This is a genomic window from Miniphocaeibacter sp., from assembly GCF_049276255.1.
Classification (GTDB): domain Bacteria; phylum Bacillota; class Clostridia; order Tissierellales; family Peptoniphilaceae; genus Miniphocaeibacter.
On the sequence record NZ_JBASWB010000007.1, the window covers coordinates 26,942 to 43,594 of the forward strand.

At 30.0% G+C, this 16,653-nt stretch carries 15 protein-coding genes and 1 other annotated feature; all 15 genes read left to right on the forward strand.

Annotation, left to right across the window (positions count from 1 at the left end):
• Nucleotides 1-88: 88 nt before the first annotated feature.
• Complete coding sequence (gene fusA, locus WAO56_RS00875) at nucleotides 89-2,146, forward strand: elongation factor G (RefSeq protein ID WP_422144952.1); 2,058 nt, start codon at nucleotides 89-91, stop codon at nucleotides 2,144-2,146.
• 167 nt (nucleotides 2,147-2,313) lie between these two features.
• The gene (locus WAO56_RS00880) at nucleotides 2,314-2,775 is read left to right on the forward strand and encodes a CtsR family transcriptional regulator (protein ID WP_422144951.1); all 462 of its coding nucleotides are present in this window, start codon (nucleotides 2,314-2,316) and stop codon (nucleotides 2,773-2,775) included.
• A gap of 10 nt (nucleotides 2,776-2,785) precedes the next feature.
• On the forward strand, nucleotides 2,786-3,355 hold the full coding sequence (locus tag WAO56_RS00885; RefSeq protein ID WP_422144950.1) for a UvrB/UvrC motif-containing protein: 570 nt from the start codon (nucleotides 2,786-2,788) through the stop codon (nucleotides 3,353-3,355).
• Complete coding sequence (locus tag WAO56_RS00890) at nucleotides 3,348-4,394, forward strand: protein arginine kinase (RefSeq protein WP_422144949.1); 1,047 nt, start codon at nucleotides 3,348-3,350, stop codon at nucleotides 4,392-4,394. Before WAO56_RS00885 ends, WAO56_RS00890 begins: the two co-directional genes overlap by 8 nt.
• Complete coding sequence (locus WAO56_RS00895) at nucleotides 4,387-6,834, forward strand: ATP-dependent Clp protease ATP-binding subunit (protein WP_422144948.1); 2,448 nt, start codon at nucleotides 4,387-4,389, stop codon at nucleotides 6,832-6,834. The genes WAO56_RS00890 and WAO56_RS00895 overlap by 8 nt, the downstream gene beginning before the upstream one ends.
• A gap of 158 nt (nucleotides 6,835-6,992) precedes the next feature.
• Nucleotides 6,993-7,919 carry a glycosyltransferase family 2 protein gene (locus WAO56_RS00900; RefSeq protein WP_422144947.1) on the forward strand — a complete coding sequence of 309 codons (927 nt, stop codon included), beginning with the start codon at nucleotides 6,993-6,995 and terminating at the stop codon, nucleotides 7,917-7,919.
• Nucleotides 7,920-7,979: 60 nt separating this feature from the next.
• Nucleotides 7,980-8,423, forward strand: coding sequence for a GtrA family protein (locus WAO56_RS00905; RefSeq protein WP_422144946.1), 444 nt, complete (start codon nucleotides 7,980-7,982; stop codon nucleotides 8,421-8,423).
• 93 nt (nucleotides 8,424-8,516) lie between these two features.
• Entirely contained in the window at nucleotides 8,517-9,878 is a 1,362-nt protein-coding gene (gene radA / locus WAO56_RS00910; protein WP_422144945.1) for a DNA repair protein RadA, read from the forward strand.
• A gap of 7 nt (nucleotides 9,879-9,885) precedes the next feature.
• Complete coding sequence (locus tag WAO56_RS00915; protein WP_422144944.1) at nucleotides 9,886-10,323, forward strand: GNAT family N-acetyltransferase; 438 nt, start codon at nucleotides 9,886-9,888, stop codon at nucleotides 10,321-10,323.
• Between the two features lie 189 nt (nucleotides 10,324-10,512).
• Nucleotides 10,513-10,717, forward strand: a binding site (T-box leader).
• A 59-nt stretch (nucleotides 10,718-10,776) separates the two neighbouring features.
• Complete coding sequence (locus WAO56_RS00920; RefSeq protein WP_422144943.1) at nucleotides 10,777-10,974, forward strand: hypothetical protein; 198 nt, start codon at nucleotides 10,777-10,779, stop codon at nucleotides 10,972-10,974.
• Nucleotides 10,975-10,995: 21 nt separating this feature from the next.
• Complete coding sequence (gene ilvC, locus WAO56_RS00925) at nucleotides 10,996-11,979, forward strand: ketol-acid reductoisomerase (RefSeq protein WP_422144942.1); 984 nt, start codon at nucleotides 10,996-10,998, stop codon at nucleotides 11,977-11,979.
• Nucleotides 11,980-11,998: 19 nt separating this feature from the next.
• Entirely contained in the window at nucleotides 11,999-13,672 is a 1,674-nt protein-coding gene (gene ilvD / locus WAO56_RS00930) for a dihydroxy-acid dehydratase (RefSeq protein ID WP_422144941.1), read from the forward strand.
• Nucleotides 13,673-13,681: 9 nt separating this feature from the next.
• Nucleotides 13,682-15,322: a biosynthetic-type acetolactate synthase large subunit gene (gene ilvB, locus WAO56_RS00935; protein WP_422144940.1), complete on the forward strand. Its 1,641-nt coding sequence runs from the start codon at nucleotides 13,682-13,684 to the stop codon at nucleotides 15,320-15,322.
• 270 nt (nucleotides 15,323-15,592) lie between these two features.
• On the forward strand, nucleotides 15,593-16,339 hold the full coding sequence (locus WAO56_RS00940) for a GntR family transcriptional regulator (protein ID WP_422144939.1): 747 nt from the start codon (nucleotides 15,593-15,595) through the stop codon (nucleotides 16,337-16,339).
• Between the two features lie 82 nt (nucleotides 16,340-16,421).
• Nucleotides 16,422-16,653, forward strand: a 232-nt coding sequence (locus WAO56_RS00945) for a mannonate dehydratase (RefSeq protein WP_422144938.1), incomplete at its 3' end; no start/stop codon positions are given.

The following is a 16,653-nucleotide window of genomic DNA, read 5'->3' on the forward strand; positions in this document are numbered from 1 at the left end:
AATAAAACTTTCACTTTTTATATACCTGAAAAATGTTTTCATGTTATAATTGTTACATACTTATTATTTTTAAAAATAGGAGGAATTTATGAAAGCTTATACAACGGACAAAATTAGAAACCTAGCTTTAGTTGGTCATAGCGGAAGTGGGAAAACTACTCTTACAGAAGCTATGTTATATAACACAGGAGTTATAGGTAGAATGGGAAAAGTAGAAGATGGAAATACTGTTTCTGACTTTTCAAAAGAGGAGACAAAAAGAAAAATTTCCATTAATACTTCTATTGTTCCAATAGAGTGGAAGGATACAAAAGTAAATTTAATTGACACTCCTGGATATTTTGATTTTCAAAGTGAGGTTTTTTCTGCTTTAAGAGCAAGTGAAGCTGCTTTAATAGTAATAGATGCTACAAATGGTATTCAAGTAGGAACTGAAAAAGTATTAAAATATACAAAAGAAATAGACTTACCAAGAATAATTTTTGTTAATAAAATGGAAAAAGAAAATGCTAAATTTGCAAAAATTGTTTCGGATCTTCATATTGAATATTCTAAAAGAGTAATTCCTTTTACCTTAACTTTAGGAGAAGGAGAGGACTTTAAAGGTATTATAGATGTATTAAATAGAAAAGCCTATGAGTACGATGGTTTTGAAAGAAAAGAAGTTCCAATTCCTGAAAATAGGGTAGATGAGGTTGAAGTTGTTTATAATGAAATCTGTGAAGTAGTTGCAGAAACAGATGAAGAATTAATGGAAAAATATTTTTCAGGTGAAACCTTTACCCACGAAGATTTAATGCAAGGTATAACTGCAGCCCTACTTGAAGGTACAGCTGTTCCATTAGTAGCTGGTTCAGCAGAAACCGGTGCTGGACTAGATGTATTATTTGATTTAATTATTGAATATATGCCTTCACCAGATGATAAGAGGGCTAAATATGGATTTAGACATCAAGATGAAGAATTTAGAGAAGTATCAGTAGATGCTCCAATGGCAGCAGTTGTTTTTAAAACTGTAGTAGACCCATTTGTTGGAAAGATTTCCATATTTAAAGTTATTTCAGGTAAAGTAACAAAAGATGCAGAAATATATAATGTATCAAAAGATAAGGTAGAAAAATTAGGTGGTTTATTCTACTTAAGAGGTAAGGAACAAATTGATGCGAAAGAAATAGTAGCAGGAGATATTGGAGCTATTTCAAAACTTTCTGTTACACAAACTGGAGATACTTTAGCATCAAAAGCTAATCCAACTCTATTTAAGCCTTTAAAATATCCTTCACCAACATTATTCTTTGCAATAGAACCAAAGACAAAGGGAGATGAAGATAAAATTTCCTCAGCACTGGGAAGATTACAAGAGGAAGATCCTAGTTTAGTAACTAATAGGGACAAGGAAACTAAACAATTAACACTTGGGGGACAAGGTAATGTTCAACTACAAGTAGCTTTAGATAGATTAAAAGACGAATTTGGAGTTGAAACTGAAATTATACCTTTAAGAATTGCTTATAGGGAAACTATAAAGGGAAAATCAGATGTTCAAGGTAAACATAAGAAACAATCTGGTGGAGCAGGACAATACGGAGATGTATTTATAAGATTTGAACCTTCTGCAGAAGAGTTTGAATTTGACGAAGAGGTATTTGGAGGAGCAGTTCCTAAAAATTACTTCCCTGCAGTTGAAAAAGGCTTAATGGAATCTTTAGAAAAGGGACCTTTAGCAGGTTATCCTGTAGTAAATTTAAAGGCAACTCTTTATGATGGCTCATACCATCCAGTTGACTCAAATGAAATGGCATTTAAATTAGCTGCTCAATTAGCTTTTAGAAAGGGTATAAAAGAAGCAAACCCTGTATTATTAGAACCTATTATGAAAGTTGAAATTACAGTTCCTGATGAATACATGGGTGACATAATGGGGGATATGAACAAACGTAGAGGTAGAATTTTAGGAATGGATCCTCAAACTGATGGTACTCAATTAGTAATAGCAGAAGCACCTCATGCAGAGTTATTTGAATATGCAATAGATCTTAGATCTATGACTCAGGCAAGAGGAGAATTTAGTATGGAATTTGTAAGATACGAGGAAGTACCTTCAAATATTGCTGAAAAAATCATAGAAGAATCTAAAGAAGATTAAGATATTATATAAAAGAAGCTTTCTAGGAAAATTATTTTTCTTAGAAGGCTTTTTTATTACTACTAACTAGGTATTGATAATAATAATAAAAGATGCTATACTTAAGTAGAAAATAAATGGCTTTTTATAACTAATAAGTCAAAGAAAGTCAAAGTTAGAGGTGTAGTATGGCGGGTCTAAGTAATAGTATAGAAAGATTTATAAAGGATTTACTTGAACAAACAGAAGATGGTATAGTAGAAATAGGAAGAAATGATTTAGCAAATCAATTTAACTGTGCACCATCACAAATTAATTATGTATTAACGACAAGATTTACTCCCTATAAAGGGTATTATATAGAGAGTAGAAGAGGTGGAAGTGGATATATAAGAATAATGAAACTAACTTTTACAGAAGAATCGTCAATAGATCAAATTATAAATGAAGTAATAGGTGAAAGTATAACTAAGGATACGGCATATAATATAGTAAATAGTTTATACGAAGAAAAAATTTTAAGTAAAAGGGAAGGTCAATTAATACTACATGCATTGGAAGATGTAGCTCTTACCAATGTTAATATTAATTATAGAAATATTGTAAGAGCTGATATTTTAAGAAATATGCTATTGGCTTTTCTCCGATAGGAGGATAATTATGAAATGCGATAAATGTAATAATGATGCTAATTTTGAAATTCATTTTATAGATAATAATAATAAAAAGACTATTCGTTTATGTAAGGATTGTTACTTTAAATATATAAGTGATATTATGCCGAATATGGACTTAGGCGAAGGGGATTTTAAGTATTTCCAAGAAATATTAAGTGACCTAATTGGTTCAATAATAAATACTAATGCAGGAAAAGAAAGTAATACAGAAGAAAGTACTGTAGCTAGTGGTGAAAGAAAATGTTCAAATTGTGGTACAAGTTTGTCAGAGATTATATCAACTGGCAAATTCGGATGTAGCCAATGTTATGAAGATTTTAAAAATGAAGTAAAGGAAATACTAAATCAAACTCAAGGTGACAATAAGCATAAGGGAAAAGTCCCAGAAAGATATGAAGGTCTAATTAGTATTAGAGACAAAATAGAAGAGAAGGAAGAAATCCTTAAGGACTTAATAGTAAATGAAGATTACGAAAATGCAGCAAAAATTAGGGATGAAATCAAAGAGTTGAAAATAGATTTAAATAAAATAGATGGAGAGGTAAATGGTTAGGTGGTTAGAACTAAAAAAAGAAACTGAATATGATGATGTGGTAATTAGTTCAAGAATTAGATTAGCCAGGAACTTAACTAAATTTAAATTTCCTAATAGTTTAAATACAGAAGAGGCAAAGGAAATATCTGATATATTTATTAAGGCTATTAATAGTATAGATAGGGACAATAAGTTTACAGCTGTTTCTTTAAAAGAAATAGACAGTATCGATAGAAGAGTATTAATGGAAGAGCATTTAATTAGTCCAGAATTAATTAAAAACAAGGATATTTCCTATTATATTATAAATGAAAAAAACTTCCTAAACCTAATGATTAATGAAGAGGATCATTTAAGATTACAGGTTTTATTACCGGGCTTTGATTTATATAGGGCTTTTGAAATTGCCAAAAATACAGATTGTCAGTTGGAAAAAAATATAAATTTCGCTTTTGATAAAGATTTTGGCTATTTAACTTCCTGTCCAACAAATACAGGAACAGGTATGAGGGCATCGGTAATGTTACACCTACCAGCTTTAAAAATTAGAAATTACCTTCAAGGTATAATAGATTCTTTAGCTAAACTCGGTTTAACAATTAGAGGAGTCTACGGAGAAGGTAGTGATGGACTTGGGGATATGTTTCAAATATCTAATCAAAAAACATTGGGTTTTTCAGAAATAGAAGTAATAGATAAATTAGAAAATATAGTAATAAAAATTATAGAGAGAGAAAGAAACACTAGAAGGGATTTACTTAATCAAAAAACCAATTATTTAAAGGATAAAGTTTATAGGGCATTAGGAATCTTGAAAAATGCAAGAATTATTTCCGATAAAGAAGCATTGGAAAATTTATCCTTTTTAAGAATGGGAATTGATTTAGGTTTATATAAAGGATTGAATTACAATCAAATAACAAATTTAATGTTGTCAGTGCAAAAATATAATATTTTAAAATACAAATACTCTTTAAAATCATTTGAAGAAGAAAATGTATTAAGGGCTGATTATATTAGAGATTTCTTCGAACAGGAGGAGATAGTCAATGAATAATAAAAACATGGGAAATGTAGATACACTTCTTAAATTATCATCGAATGAAAGTTTCATAATGAAACATGATTATATAGGCACAGAGCATATTCTACTAGGATTTATGAAGTTAAATAGTAAGGACACAGAAATACTTGTTAATGCTGGTGTTAACTATGAGAATTTAAAACAAGTTGTAGTAAATAGCATAGGATACGGAAATGCAAATAAAATACCGGATAATTTAACTCCAAGAGTAAAAAGATTAATGGAGCAAAGTAGAGAAGTTGCTAGAGGACTAGGAAGTAATTTTATAGGAACAGAACATATTTTACTAGCACTACTAGAAGACGATGACTCTTTTTCAAGTTATATGTTAAATATAACAGGAGTTAATAAAGATAAGGTAAAGAAGGAATTAAAAGAATATTTTGCCTCAACAAGTCAAAAGGCAAATCAACAAAGTAGACAAAACAAAGGTGATTCAGCATTAGATAAATTTTCCAAGGATTTAAATGAACTAGCTAGGGAAGGGAAAGTTGACCCAGTTATAGGTAGAGATAAGGAAATTGAAAGAATTATACAAGTTCTTTTAAGAAGAACAAAAAATAACCCTGTATTAATTGGAGAGCCAGGTGTTGGTAAAACAGCTATAGCAGAAGGCTTAGCACAGAGAATTGTCGAAGGCAATGTTCCGGAAATAATTAAGGACAAGGAAATAGTAAGTTTAGACCTAGCTGGAATGATAGCTGGGACAAAATACAGAGGGGACTTTGAAGAGCGAATAAAAGGTGTAATTGATGAATTAATAAATCAAGATAATGTTGTTTTATTTATTGATGAATTTCATACTATAATCGGTGCCGGTGGTGCTGAAGGAGCAATGGATGCTGCCAACATATTAAAACCAGTACTAGCAAGGGGAGATTTACAGATAATAGGTGCTACTACAATAGATGAGTACAGAAAGCAAATTGAAAAGGATGCAGCACTGGAAAGACGTTTACAACCAATAGTAGTAGAGGAACCATCTGTTGAAGATACTATTGAAATCTTAAAGGGTTTAAGGGATAAATATGAAGCACACCATAAGGTTGTAATAAACGATGAGGCAATAGTTGCAGCAGTAGAACTTTCAAACAGATATTTAACCGATAGATTTTTACCAGATAAGGCTATAGATTTAATTGATGAAGCAGCGTCTAAAATAAGAATTAAATTTTTCGTTGCTCCACCAGATTTAAAAGAGCTTGAAGCTAAGTTAGAAAAACTACAAACTAACAAGGACCAGGCTGTTGCAATGCAGGACTTTGAAAAAGCTGCAGAATTAAGAGATAGAATAAAAGAAATAAAAGAAGAGTTGAAAAATACACAAGAATCTTGGAAAATGAAAAAGAGAACTCATGAAATGGTAGTAGGCTTTGATGAAATAGCAAATATAGTTTCAGATTGGTCCAATGTTCCAGTTACATCTATGACTAAAGAAGAAAGTGAAAAATATTTAAATTTAGATAAGGATTTAAAGAAAACTGTAATAGGACAGGATCAGGCTATAGAATCTGTTTCCCATGCAATAAAAAGAGCTAGGGTAGGATTAAAAGATCCTAACAAACCAATAGGCTCATTTATCTTTGTTGGACCTACAGGAGTTGGAAAAACATACTTGGCAAAATCTTTAGCAAAGGCTTTATTTGGTGAAGAAGATGCAATGATAAGAATAGATATGAGTGAATATATGGAGAAGCATTCAGTTTCAAGGTTAATAGGCTCACCTCCAGGCTATGTTGGATACGATGAAGGAGGACAATTAACAGAAGCTGTAAGAAGAAAGCCTTATTCAGTAGTGTTATTTGATGAAATTGAAAAGGCTCATCCAGATGTATTTAATGCCCTGCTACAGGTTTTAGATGATGGTAGATTAACAGATTCTAAGGGTAAGGTAGTAAACTTTAAAAATACAATATTAATAATGACTTCAAATGTTGGAGCCCATAGTTTAGAAAGAAAGGCTACTTTAGGTTTTACTTCCTCAGGAAATGAAGAAAAAGAAGAATACGATAAAAACAAGGAAATAATTACGGAAGAATTAAAAAGAACCTTTAGACCGGAATTTTTAAACAGAGTTGATGATATAATTGTATTTAGTAATTTAACAGAAAAAGATACTAAGAAAGTAGCAGAAATAATGTTAGATGAAATGGTTGAAAGACTTGCTAGACTAGAGATAAAAGTAAGTTATGATAATAAATTAGTCAACTTAGTTAGTAAAGAAGGCTTTGATAAGACCTACGGTGCAAGACCATTAGAGAGAGTAATTAGAACTAAAATAGAGGATAAGTTAGCTGAAGCAATCTTAAGTCAAGAAGTTCAAAGGGAAGATGAAATTGTTATTTCTACAAGGGGAGACAAGGTTACTTTTAAGAAAAAAGAAAACGAACCAGTAGAAGTTGAGAGTAAATAAAATAATTTTAAACAAGGGTTGAAGTAATACTAGTAGTATTTTTTCAACCCTTTTATATTTTAGAAAATAGAAGATAGGTAATTGAAGAAAAAAATATTTAATATATGTTATTATGTTTATAAGTATAAAAGATGATAATAGGGAAAATGGAGAAAAAAATGGACACTGAAATTTCTATTGTGATTCCTGCTTACAATGAAGAGGAGAATATAGACTTAATAGTTGAGGAATTAGAAAAAGTTGTTAATAAATTAAATATTACCTATGAGTTGATTTTTATTGATGATGGTTCTAAAGATAATACTTGGGATAAAATTTCTAAAATTGCAAAAAATAATAAACATATTAAGGGAATAAAATTTTCAAGAAACTTTGGCAAGGAGTCTGCAATTTTTGCAGGACTAAATCACGCTAAAGGAAAATGTTGTGCAGTAATTGATAGTGACTTACAACATCCACCAGAAACCTTAATAGAAATGTATGGTTTTTGGAAAAATGGATATGATGTTATAGAAGGGATTAAGCTAGAAAGAGGAAGGGAAAATAAAATATATAGATGGTTTTCTAAATTATTTTATAAATTAATGTCCATATCAACAAAAGTTGATATGGAAAAAACCTCTGATTTTAAACTATTAGATAGAAAAGCCGTAGATGAAATAATTGCACTACCTGAGAAAAATATGTTTTTTAGGGCTATGTCTTCATGGGTTGGTTTTAAAACAATAACTGTTGGATATGAAGTTCGTGAAAGAGCAGCAGGAAATAGTAAGTGGTCGACCTTTGGTCTTATAAAGTATGCAGTTAAAAATATAGTTTCATTTTCCACAGCTCCTTTGCAGATTGTAACTTTTTTAGGATTGATTTTCCTTATATTTACAATTATTTTAGGTATACAATCACTATATAAGTACTTTTCAGGACAGGCCTTAGGTGGATTTACAACAATAATATTATTACAATTAATTACAGGCTCTATTACTATGTTAAGTTTAGGTATAATAGGAATGTATATATCAGCAATTTATGATGAGGTTAAAAATAGAAATAGGTATATTGTAGAAGAATCTATAAATATCTTATAAACTTAAGATTATAATTCTTTTAAAGAGATTTTTAAGTTAAAATATTAGTGGTGAAAATTAGTGAATATAATTAGAGAATATATAAAAAAATACAGGTCTATAATTATCTATTTAATTACGGGAATATTTACTACAGTAGTAAATTTAACGGTATATAGTTTATTAGTAAAATATGCTAATTTTAATATAAATATTGCAAATATAATTGCCTGGATATCTGCAGTAGTTTTTGCCTTCTTTACAAATAAGATATTTGTATTTAATAGTAGAAATTTCAAAATAGGTCATTTAGCAAGGGAGTTTTCCTTGTTTTTAGGAGGAAGACTATTAACGGGTATAATTGAAATAGTAGGACTACCTATATTGATGTTTTTTGGAATAGATCAAATTATATTTGGTATAGAAGGATTAGTAGCAAAATTTTTAATTGGTGCAATAGTAGTTATACTAAATTATTTTTTTAGTAAATATTTTGTATTTAAAAATAGAAAAGTTAAAAAATAGTATAGTAGATATGTTATATAGTTTAAATTTATATTAATAACATATCTTTTTTTATAGAATATAGTAAAAGAGATATATTGATAAAGGTGAAAAATGAAAAAAAAGAAAATATTTAGGTGTAAGGAATGTGACTATGAAAGTATTTCTTGGACAGGAAAATGTCCTAATTGTCAGTCCTGGGGAAGTTTAAAAGAAATAGAAATAGTAGAAGATAAAAAGCCAGGGAAAAATACTTTAGAGAATAAAACTGCCTTAAAATTAAAAGATGTAGTATTAGATAGTAGTGAAAGAATCGTTACTTCAATGGAAGAATTAAATCGTGTTTTAGGTGGAGGAATAGTAAAGGATTCTGTTTCCATATTAACTGCCAGACCTGGAGCGGGAAAGTCTACATTATTTTTAGAAATGGCTTACGATTTAGCTGAAAAAGGAGTAAAAGTACTATATATTTCAGGAGAGGAATCTGAATCTCAAATAAAAGCTAGGGCAATTAGAACTATGGATGAAATTCCAAATGATATTTGGATTGTATCTACAACTTCTATGGACCTTGCTGTAAAAAATATAAGGGAAATAGAGCCAGATGTAATATTTTTAGACAGTATTCAAACCTTCACCTTAAGTGAGTATAGCTCCAGAGCCGGTTCTCCTGTCCAAACAATAGAATGTGCAAATATATTAGTAGATATAGCAAAAAACAAGGATAAGCCTAAGGCTGTTTTTATGATAGGTCATATGACTAAAAATGATGAAATGGCAGGACTTAGGACCTTAGAACATCTTGTAGATACAGTTATATATTTAGAAGGAGAGGTAGATGAGCCACTTCGAGTATTAATGTCTACAAAAAATAGATTTGGACGAACAGGTGAAATAGGCTTATTTAATATGACAGAAAACGGAATGAAGGAAATTAAGGATATAGATAACCATTTTGTAACAGAAAGGGAAAGTTCAATTCCTGGCTCTGCCCTGTCTATGATAAAAGAAGGCTCTAGAATGATGGTAGTTGAAATAGAAAGTCTTGTTTCAAAATCCTTCCTGCCATATCCTACAAGAATTGGAGATAGTTTAAGAAAAGATCAGCTAAATACCTTAATATCCATTCTTGAAGAAAGAGGTGGAGTTAACCTATATGATAAAAATGTCATTATAAAAACAACAGGAGGAATTAGGCTTTCTGAGCAATCAGTAAACTTAGCTATAATTATGAGTATTGTTTCAGCTTTTTATAATAGGGGAATAGATAGTAAAACCGTTTTTATATCGGAGGTAGGTTTAACAGGAGAACTAAAAAGAGTACCTCAAATAGAAACAAGAATAGAAGAATTAAGTAGACTAGGCTATAAAAGAGTTTTTATATTTAAAACAAAATTAGATTTAAAGAAATTTAAAGATATTGAAATTGTACAATGTAGTAATTTAATGGAAGTAATTAAAAATATATTTAAATAGGTGGGCTATGGAGATAAAATATATAGAATATGGAACAGATGAATATAGGGATTCGCTCTTATTAAGAGATGAAGTCCTACGTATTCCCTGGGGAAGAAGTATTAAGGAAGATGATTTAAGCTTAGAAGATGGTTTCGATATTTTAATAGGTGGATTTTTAAACAATAAGTTAAAAGGACTTATAGTTTTACATCCCTTGGATAAAGAAGAAATTCAAATTAAATATTTAGCCGTTTATGACGATAGTAGAGGGTTAGGAATTGGAAAAAAATTAGTTCTGGAAACCGAAAAATACGCTTTAAATAATAATTTTAAAAAAATATTTTTAGAATCCCGAGATTCTGCAGTGAATTTTTATGAAAAACTTAATTATAAAATAATAGGCAAGCCCTTTATGCCGGAATTTGTTCCTATTCCACATATTCCAATGATAAAAAATATTTAAACTGTTATTTTTATAATACATAAAAATAATTATATAATTTAAGTAGGAATAATTATACACTGATATACAAGAAAAATAAAAACATAATGACAAATAACATTTATGTATGTATAATTATTAAAAAAAATATTTAACTATAGGTTGACTTTACTTATAAAAAGTGATAACATATTAAAAATATTAACAATATCAAATGCAATGATAGAGACCTAAATAGTAAAAATATTCTCAGAGAGTTAACGGCAGGTGTAAGTTAACAATAGGTTTATTATTTTACTCACTCTATGGCAGATTTTTTGAAATAGTAGTAGAAAAATCCGGTAAATCCGTTAACTTTAAAAGAGGTGTTAAACACAAAAAGGGTGGTACCGCGGAATTATCTTTCGTCCCTATGCAGTTGCGTAGGAATGAGAGGTTTTTTTTTATAATTATATTTATGAAAGGATGGATAGGATGGAAAGAATATTGGTAGCAAAATTGGATAATGGAATGGATTCATGTTTAAGAGTATTATCTGTGTTAAGGAATAGAAGAGTACCTATTAATGAATTCAATTTATCAGATAATGATTTAACTTTAAAAATTGATGAAAATAATTATAATGATGTTCATCTGTTTCTATCTAACCTTGCTGATATAAAAATACAATAATTTTAGGAGGAGAAATATATTATGTTTTATGAACAAGATGGAGATTTAGGTATTTTTGAAGGAAAGAAAGTTGCAATTCTAGGATATGGTAGCCAGGGTCATGCTCATGCTTTAAATTTAAAGGAAAGTGGAGTTGACGTAATGGTTGGACTGAGAGAAGGCTCAAAATCAATTGAAAAGGCTGAGGAAAATGGTCTAACTGTTAAATCGGTTTCAGATTGTGCTAAAGAAGCTGATGTATTAATGATTTTACTTCCAGATGAGAGACAAAAAGACGTTTATGATAAGGAAATTGCACCATATTTAAGAGAAGGACAATCACTAGCATTTGCTCATGGATTTAATATTCATTATAAACAAATTGTTCCTCCTAACAATATAGATGTTTTTATGGTTGCTCCAAAAGGACCAGGACATTTAGTTAGAAGAGTTTATCAAGAAGGTATGGGAGTTCCTGCTTTAATAGCTATTTTCCAAGATTACTCAGGTCAAGCAAAAGCTAAGGCATTAGCTTATGCAAAAGGTATTGGTGGTTTAAGAGCAGGTGTTATTGAAACTACATTTAAAGAGGAAACAGAAACTGACTTATTTGGAGAACAAGCTGTTTTATGTGGTGGAGTAACAGAGTTAATTAAAGCTGGATTTGATACTTTAGTAGAAGCAGGATATCAAAAAGAAATTGCATATTTTGAATGTTTACATGAAATGAAATTAATTGTTGATTTAATTTATGAAGGTGGATTTGAAAATATGAGATATTCAATTTCAGACACTGCTGAATACGGAGATTATGTAACAAGTAAGAGAATTATAACTGAAGAAACAAGAAAAGAAATGAAACAAGTTTTAAAAGAAGTTCAAGATGGAACTTTTGCTAATAATTGGATAGAAGAAAACAAAACAGGAAGAAAATACTATAATCAAAGAGTAGAAGAAGAACTTGCTCATCCAATAGTAGAAACTGGTAAAAAATTAAGATCAATGATGAAATTTATAAAAAAATAAAAGAAAATAAGGTGATTTAATGAATAGTGATAATATAAAGAAGGGTATGGAAAGATCTCCTCATAGATCTCTTTTAAGAGCTTTGGGAGTAGATGAAGGAGATATGAAAAAGCCATTTATAGGCGTTTGTAATATGTTTAATGAAATAGTTCCAGGACATATTCACCTACGTCAAATTACTGAAGAAGTAAAAAAGGGCGTCTATATGGAAGGTGGAATACCTTTTGAATTTCCTTCTATTGCAGTTTGTGATGGAATAGTTATGAATCATACAGGTATGAATTTTAGCTTACCTTCTAGGGAATTAATAGTAGATACAATAGAGGTTATGGTAAAAGCTCATAAATTTGATGGTTTAGTTATTATTCCAAACTGTGATAAAACTGTTCCTGCTGCACTAATAGCAGCGGCAAAACTTAATATTCCTACTATTATTGTAAGTGGTGGTCCAATGCTAAAGGGTAAAACCACTAAAAGAGATGTAGACTTAATTTCAAGTTTTGAGGCTGTAGGTAGTGTGGCAAATCACCAAATGGATCAAGAAGAATTTGAAGAAATAGAAAGAAATGCTTGTCCAACTTGTGGTTCTTGCTCTGGTATGTTTACAGCCAACTCAATGAACTGTATAACAGAATCATTAGGTATGGCATTAGAGGGAAATGGTACAATTCCGGCTGTTTATTCTGCAAGAAAAGTCCTTGCAAAAAGAACAGGTCAACAAATTATGAAATTAGTTGAAGAAAATATTAAGCCTAGGGACATTATGACCTTAGAAGCCTTTGAAAATGCCTTAGCTATGGATATGGCTTTAGGATGTTCAACAAATACAGTACTACACTTACTAGCAATAGCCGATGCTGCAAAGGTACCTTTAACCTTAAAGGATATAGATGAGGTAAGTAATATAACTCCAAATCTTTGTAAATTATCACCAGCAGGTACTGACTATATAGAGGACCTTTATGCAAGTGGTGGTATTTATGCAGTATTAGATCAATTATCTAGGAAAGATGGAATAATAAATAAAAGTTGTAAAACTGTATCACTAAAGACCATTGGTGAATTAATCCAAGGTAAATATTTTGGTGGAGTAATTAGGACTATAGAAAATCCATATTCACCTGTAGGGGGAATAAAGGTACTATTTGGAAACTTAGCACCTAATGGAGCAGTAGTAAAAGCGTCAGGTGTATTACCTGAAATGATGACTGCAAAATTAAAAGCTAGAGTTTTTGATAGTGAAGAAGAAGCCTATAAAAAAATATTGAAATTGGAAATTAATCCAGGAGATGCAATTATAATAAGATATGAGGGACCAAAAGGTGGACCAGGTATGAGGGAAATGCTATCTCCTACTTCAGCACTAAATGGTATGAAACTAGATACTTCCGTTGCCTTAATAACCGATGGAAGATTTTCTGGTGGCTCCAGAGGAGCAGCTATCGGTCATGTTTCACCTGAAGCTGCACAAGGTGGACCAATAGGAGTTATTGAAGATGGAGATACAATTATAGTTGATATTCCTAATGGAGTTTTAAAGGTAGATTTATCAGATGAGGAAATAGAAAACAGACTTAGTAAATTTACACCTAAAACTAAAAAAGTTGATGGATATTTAGCAAGATATATGGAATATGTTTCTTCAGCAGATAAAGGAGCATGCTTTATAAATGATGCTTATTTAAATGATTAAGGAGGTTTTATGAAGGGATCAGATTTTTTATTAAAATGCTTAAAAGCTGAAGGGGTAGATACGGTATTCGGCTATCCTGGAGGAGCTGTTATACCTTTGTTTGATGCTTTATACAGAGATGGTACTTTTAAAATATATAGAACTAGTCATGAACAAGGTGCTACTCATGCAGCAGATGGTTTTGCAAGAAGATCTGGTAAAACAGGTGTTTGTATAGCAACTTCAGGACCAGGAGCAACAAATACTATAACTGGAATAGCAACTGCTTATTCAGATTCTATTCCACTAGTTGTAATTACAGGTCAAGTGGGACAGCAACTTTTAGGAAAAAACTCCTTTCAAGAAGTTGATACAACGGGAATTACCATGAGTATAACCAAGCACAATGTTTTAGTTACAGACCCTTATAAAATAGGTGAAGCTATACAAATGGCTTTTAATATTGCAAGAAGTGGCAGACCAGGACCTGTAGTTGTAGATATAACTAAGGATGTACTTGAAAAGGAAATTGAAGATTACGATTATAAGTCTTTGGGAATAGACAGAGACGAAAGACATTTAGATTATACTAATAATATAAAAAAAGCTTGCCAGTTAATTAAAAATGCAAAAAGACCAATAATCTATGCAGGAGGAGGAGTTATTCGTAGTAACTCATCAGAATTGTTAAGAGAATTAGCCAATAATTTAAACATACCTGTTATGAATTCAATAATGGGTATGGGAGCATTTGATATGACCGATGAAAAATCCTATGGAATTGTTGGTATGCATGGTCAGAAAATTACCAATATGATGGTTTATAAGGCTGATGTTATATTGGGAATTGGTGTAAGATTTTCAGATAGGGCAATAGGTCATAGAAGAGGATTTAGTGAAAATGCAAAAGTAATTCATATTGATGTAGATGGAACAGAATTTAATAAAAATATTGAAGCAGAGGTTGAAATTCTAGGAAACTTTAATGAGATATTAAAAATCATGATAGATGAGTTAAAAGGCCTACATTTTGAAATGGATTTTAATCATGAAAAGTTACCGAAATCTGAAGAGAATTTCTTACCAAAACGATATATAGAAAAAATTCAAGAAATATTTACAAATGATGCTGTAGTTGTTACAGATGTTGGCCAGCATCAAATGTGGACAATGATGTATTGGAAAGCTAAATATCCAAATAGGGTTATAACTTCCGGTGGTCAAGGAACAATGGGATTTGGAGTAGGAGCAGCAATCGGTGCTAAAATTGCAAAACCTGAAACTCCAGTTGTGCTAATAACCGGTGATGGTTCCTTTAGGATGAATCACAATGAAGTTTTGACCTTAAGTACCTATAATATACCTGTAACAATTTTTGTTTTTAATAATAATACCTTAGGTATGGTAAGACAATGGCAAGGAATATTTGAAAATGAAAGATACTCTGAAACCGATATTTATGATGCTCTAGATTTTTATTATTTATCAAAAGCCTATGGAGTAAATTATGCAGGTAAAGTAAATAACGAAGAGGAATTGGAAAAGGCCCTTAATAATTGTGACCTACAAAAGGGAATAAATATAGTTGAATGTATGATAGACCATGACGACTGGGCTTATCCAATGGTAGCAGCAGGTTCAAGTATTAATAATATAATAGAAAGAAATTAATAGTAATATAAAAAATACTAAACTAGAAAAATAGTTTAGTATTTTTTTGTTGTTAAATAAAGTTTATTGGTAGGTTTAATATATAAAATATATAGATTTGTTAAGTTTAATTAACATATAAGAAATTATAATTAAAAATTATAAAAAATACTTGACCTAGTGAAATATTAGTACTAATATATTAGTTAATACATCATATAATATATCAGTATTAATATTTAAAATACTTAACCTGTTTAGGTATATTATAAGTATTGTAATGGAGGAAAAATGGGAGAAAAAATTACTATGAGTGAAAAAGTGTATTTAACACTACACTCAAAAATAATGAATTTAAGTATTAAACCAGGAAAAAACATAAGTATAAAAGAAATTAGTGAGTCAATGAATGTTAGTAGATCTCCAGCAAGGGACGCTATTATACGTTTAGAGGAAGAAGGCTTAGCGGAAAGTATTCCACAAGTTGGAACAAGAATTACTAAAATAGATTTAAAAAGAATGGAAGATGAAAGATATTTACGTCATTGTATTGAATACAAGATGTTTATAGATTTTTTAGAAAAAGATTATTCAAAGCTGGATTTGAAAAAATATGAAGAAGTAATAGATTTACAAATGAAGGCTATTAAAGAAAACGATTATGTTTCTTTTTTAAAGTACGATGACAAATTTCATGAAGTGCTATTTGATATTACTGATAGAAATTTCATATGGGATGTAATATCTGAAAACCAAGCTCATTATGGAAGAATGAGGCTTTTATCTTTAACTTCTATGGGAGTAGAACACCTAGAAGAATTAGTAGAAGAACATAAAAAAATAGTTGAATGTATGGAAAAGGGAGATAGAGACTCCCTAATAGAAATTTTAAATAAGCATATTTCGGAATTAGTTGAAGAGAAGCACTGGTTAAAGATTAATTACCCAGATTTAATAAAGATTGATAAGAATAGTGAAAAAAGTATAAATATATTAGAAGAAAATAGCTTCTTAGATGAAATAATAAAAAAACTTTAATATAATATATATATAATATAACAATAAATATAGTATTAATTAAAATTTTAACTAGAACTTATACGAAAATTAGAGGTGTATTATGAAAATGACATTTAGATGGTATGGAAAAAACACAGATGCAATACCACTAAAATATATTAAACAAATTCCTAATTGTACAGGTATTATGGGTATGTTAGACGACATTCCAGCTGGTGAAATATGGTCGGAAGAAAGAATTAAGGAATATGTAGATTATGTTAATAAACATGGTTTAGAAGTAGAGGTAATAGAAAGTGTTAATGTTCATGAAGATATTAAGCTAGGATTAC

Excerpts from the sequence above, each read along its gene's own strand:
- radA (WP_422144945.1), top strand. The coding sequence starts at position 8,517 with ATGAAAAAAAAGAAAATATTTAGGTGTAAGGAATGTGACTATGAAAGT.
- WAO56_RS00890 (WP_422144949.1), top strand. The coding sequence starts at position 3,348 with ATGGTTAGGTGGTTAGAACTAAAAAAAGAAACTGAATATGATGATGTG.
- WAO56_RS00920 (WP_422144943.1), top strand. The coding sequence starts at position 10,777 with ATGGAAAGAATATTGGTAGCAAAATTGGATAATGGAATGGATTCATGT.
- WAO56_RS00915 (WP_422144944.1), top strand. The coding sequence starts at position 9,886 with ATGGAGATAAAATATATAGAATATGGAACAGATGAATATAGGGATTCG.
- ilvD (WP_422144941.1), top strand. The coding sequence starts at position 11,999 with ATGAATAGTGATAATATAAAGAAGGGTATGGAAAGATCTCCTCATAGA.
- WAO56_RS00895 (WP_422144948.1), top strand. The coding sequence starts at position 4,387 with ATGAATAATAAAAACATGGGAAATGTAGATACACTTCTTAAATTATCA.
- WAO56_RS00885 (WP_422144950.1), top strand. The coding sequence starts at position 2,786 with ATGAAATGCGATAAATGTAATAATGATGCTAATTTTGAAATTCATTTT.
- ilvC (WP_422144942.1), top strand. The coding sequence starts at position 10,996 with ATGTTTTATGAACAAGATGGAGATTTAGGTATTTTTGAAGGAAAGAAA.
- WAO56_RS00880 (WP_422144951.1), top strand. The coding sequence starts at position 2,314 with ATGGCGGGTCTAAGTAATAGTATAGAAAGATTTATAAAGGATTTACTT.
- fusA (WP_422144952.1), top strand. The coding sequence starts at position 89 with ATGAAAGCTTATACAACGGACAAAATTAGAAACCTAGCTTTAGTTGGT.
- WAO56_RS00940 (WP_422144939.1), top strand. The coding sequence starts at position 15,593 with ATGGGAGAAAAAATTACTATGAGTGAAAAAGTGTATTTAACACTACAC.
- WAO56_RS00900 (WP_422144947.1), top strand. The coding sequence starts at position 6,993 with ATGGACACTGAAATTTCTATTGTGATTCCTGCTTACAATGAAGAGGAG.
- ilvB (WP_422144940.1), top strand. The coding sequence starts at position 13,682 with ATGAAGGGATCAGATTTTTTATTAAAATGCTTAAAAGCTGAAGGGGTA.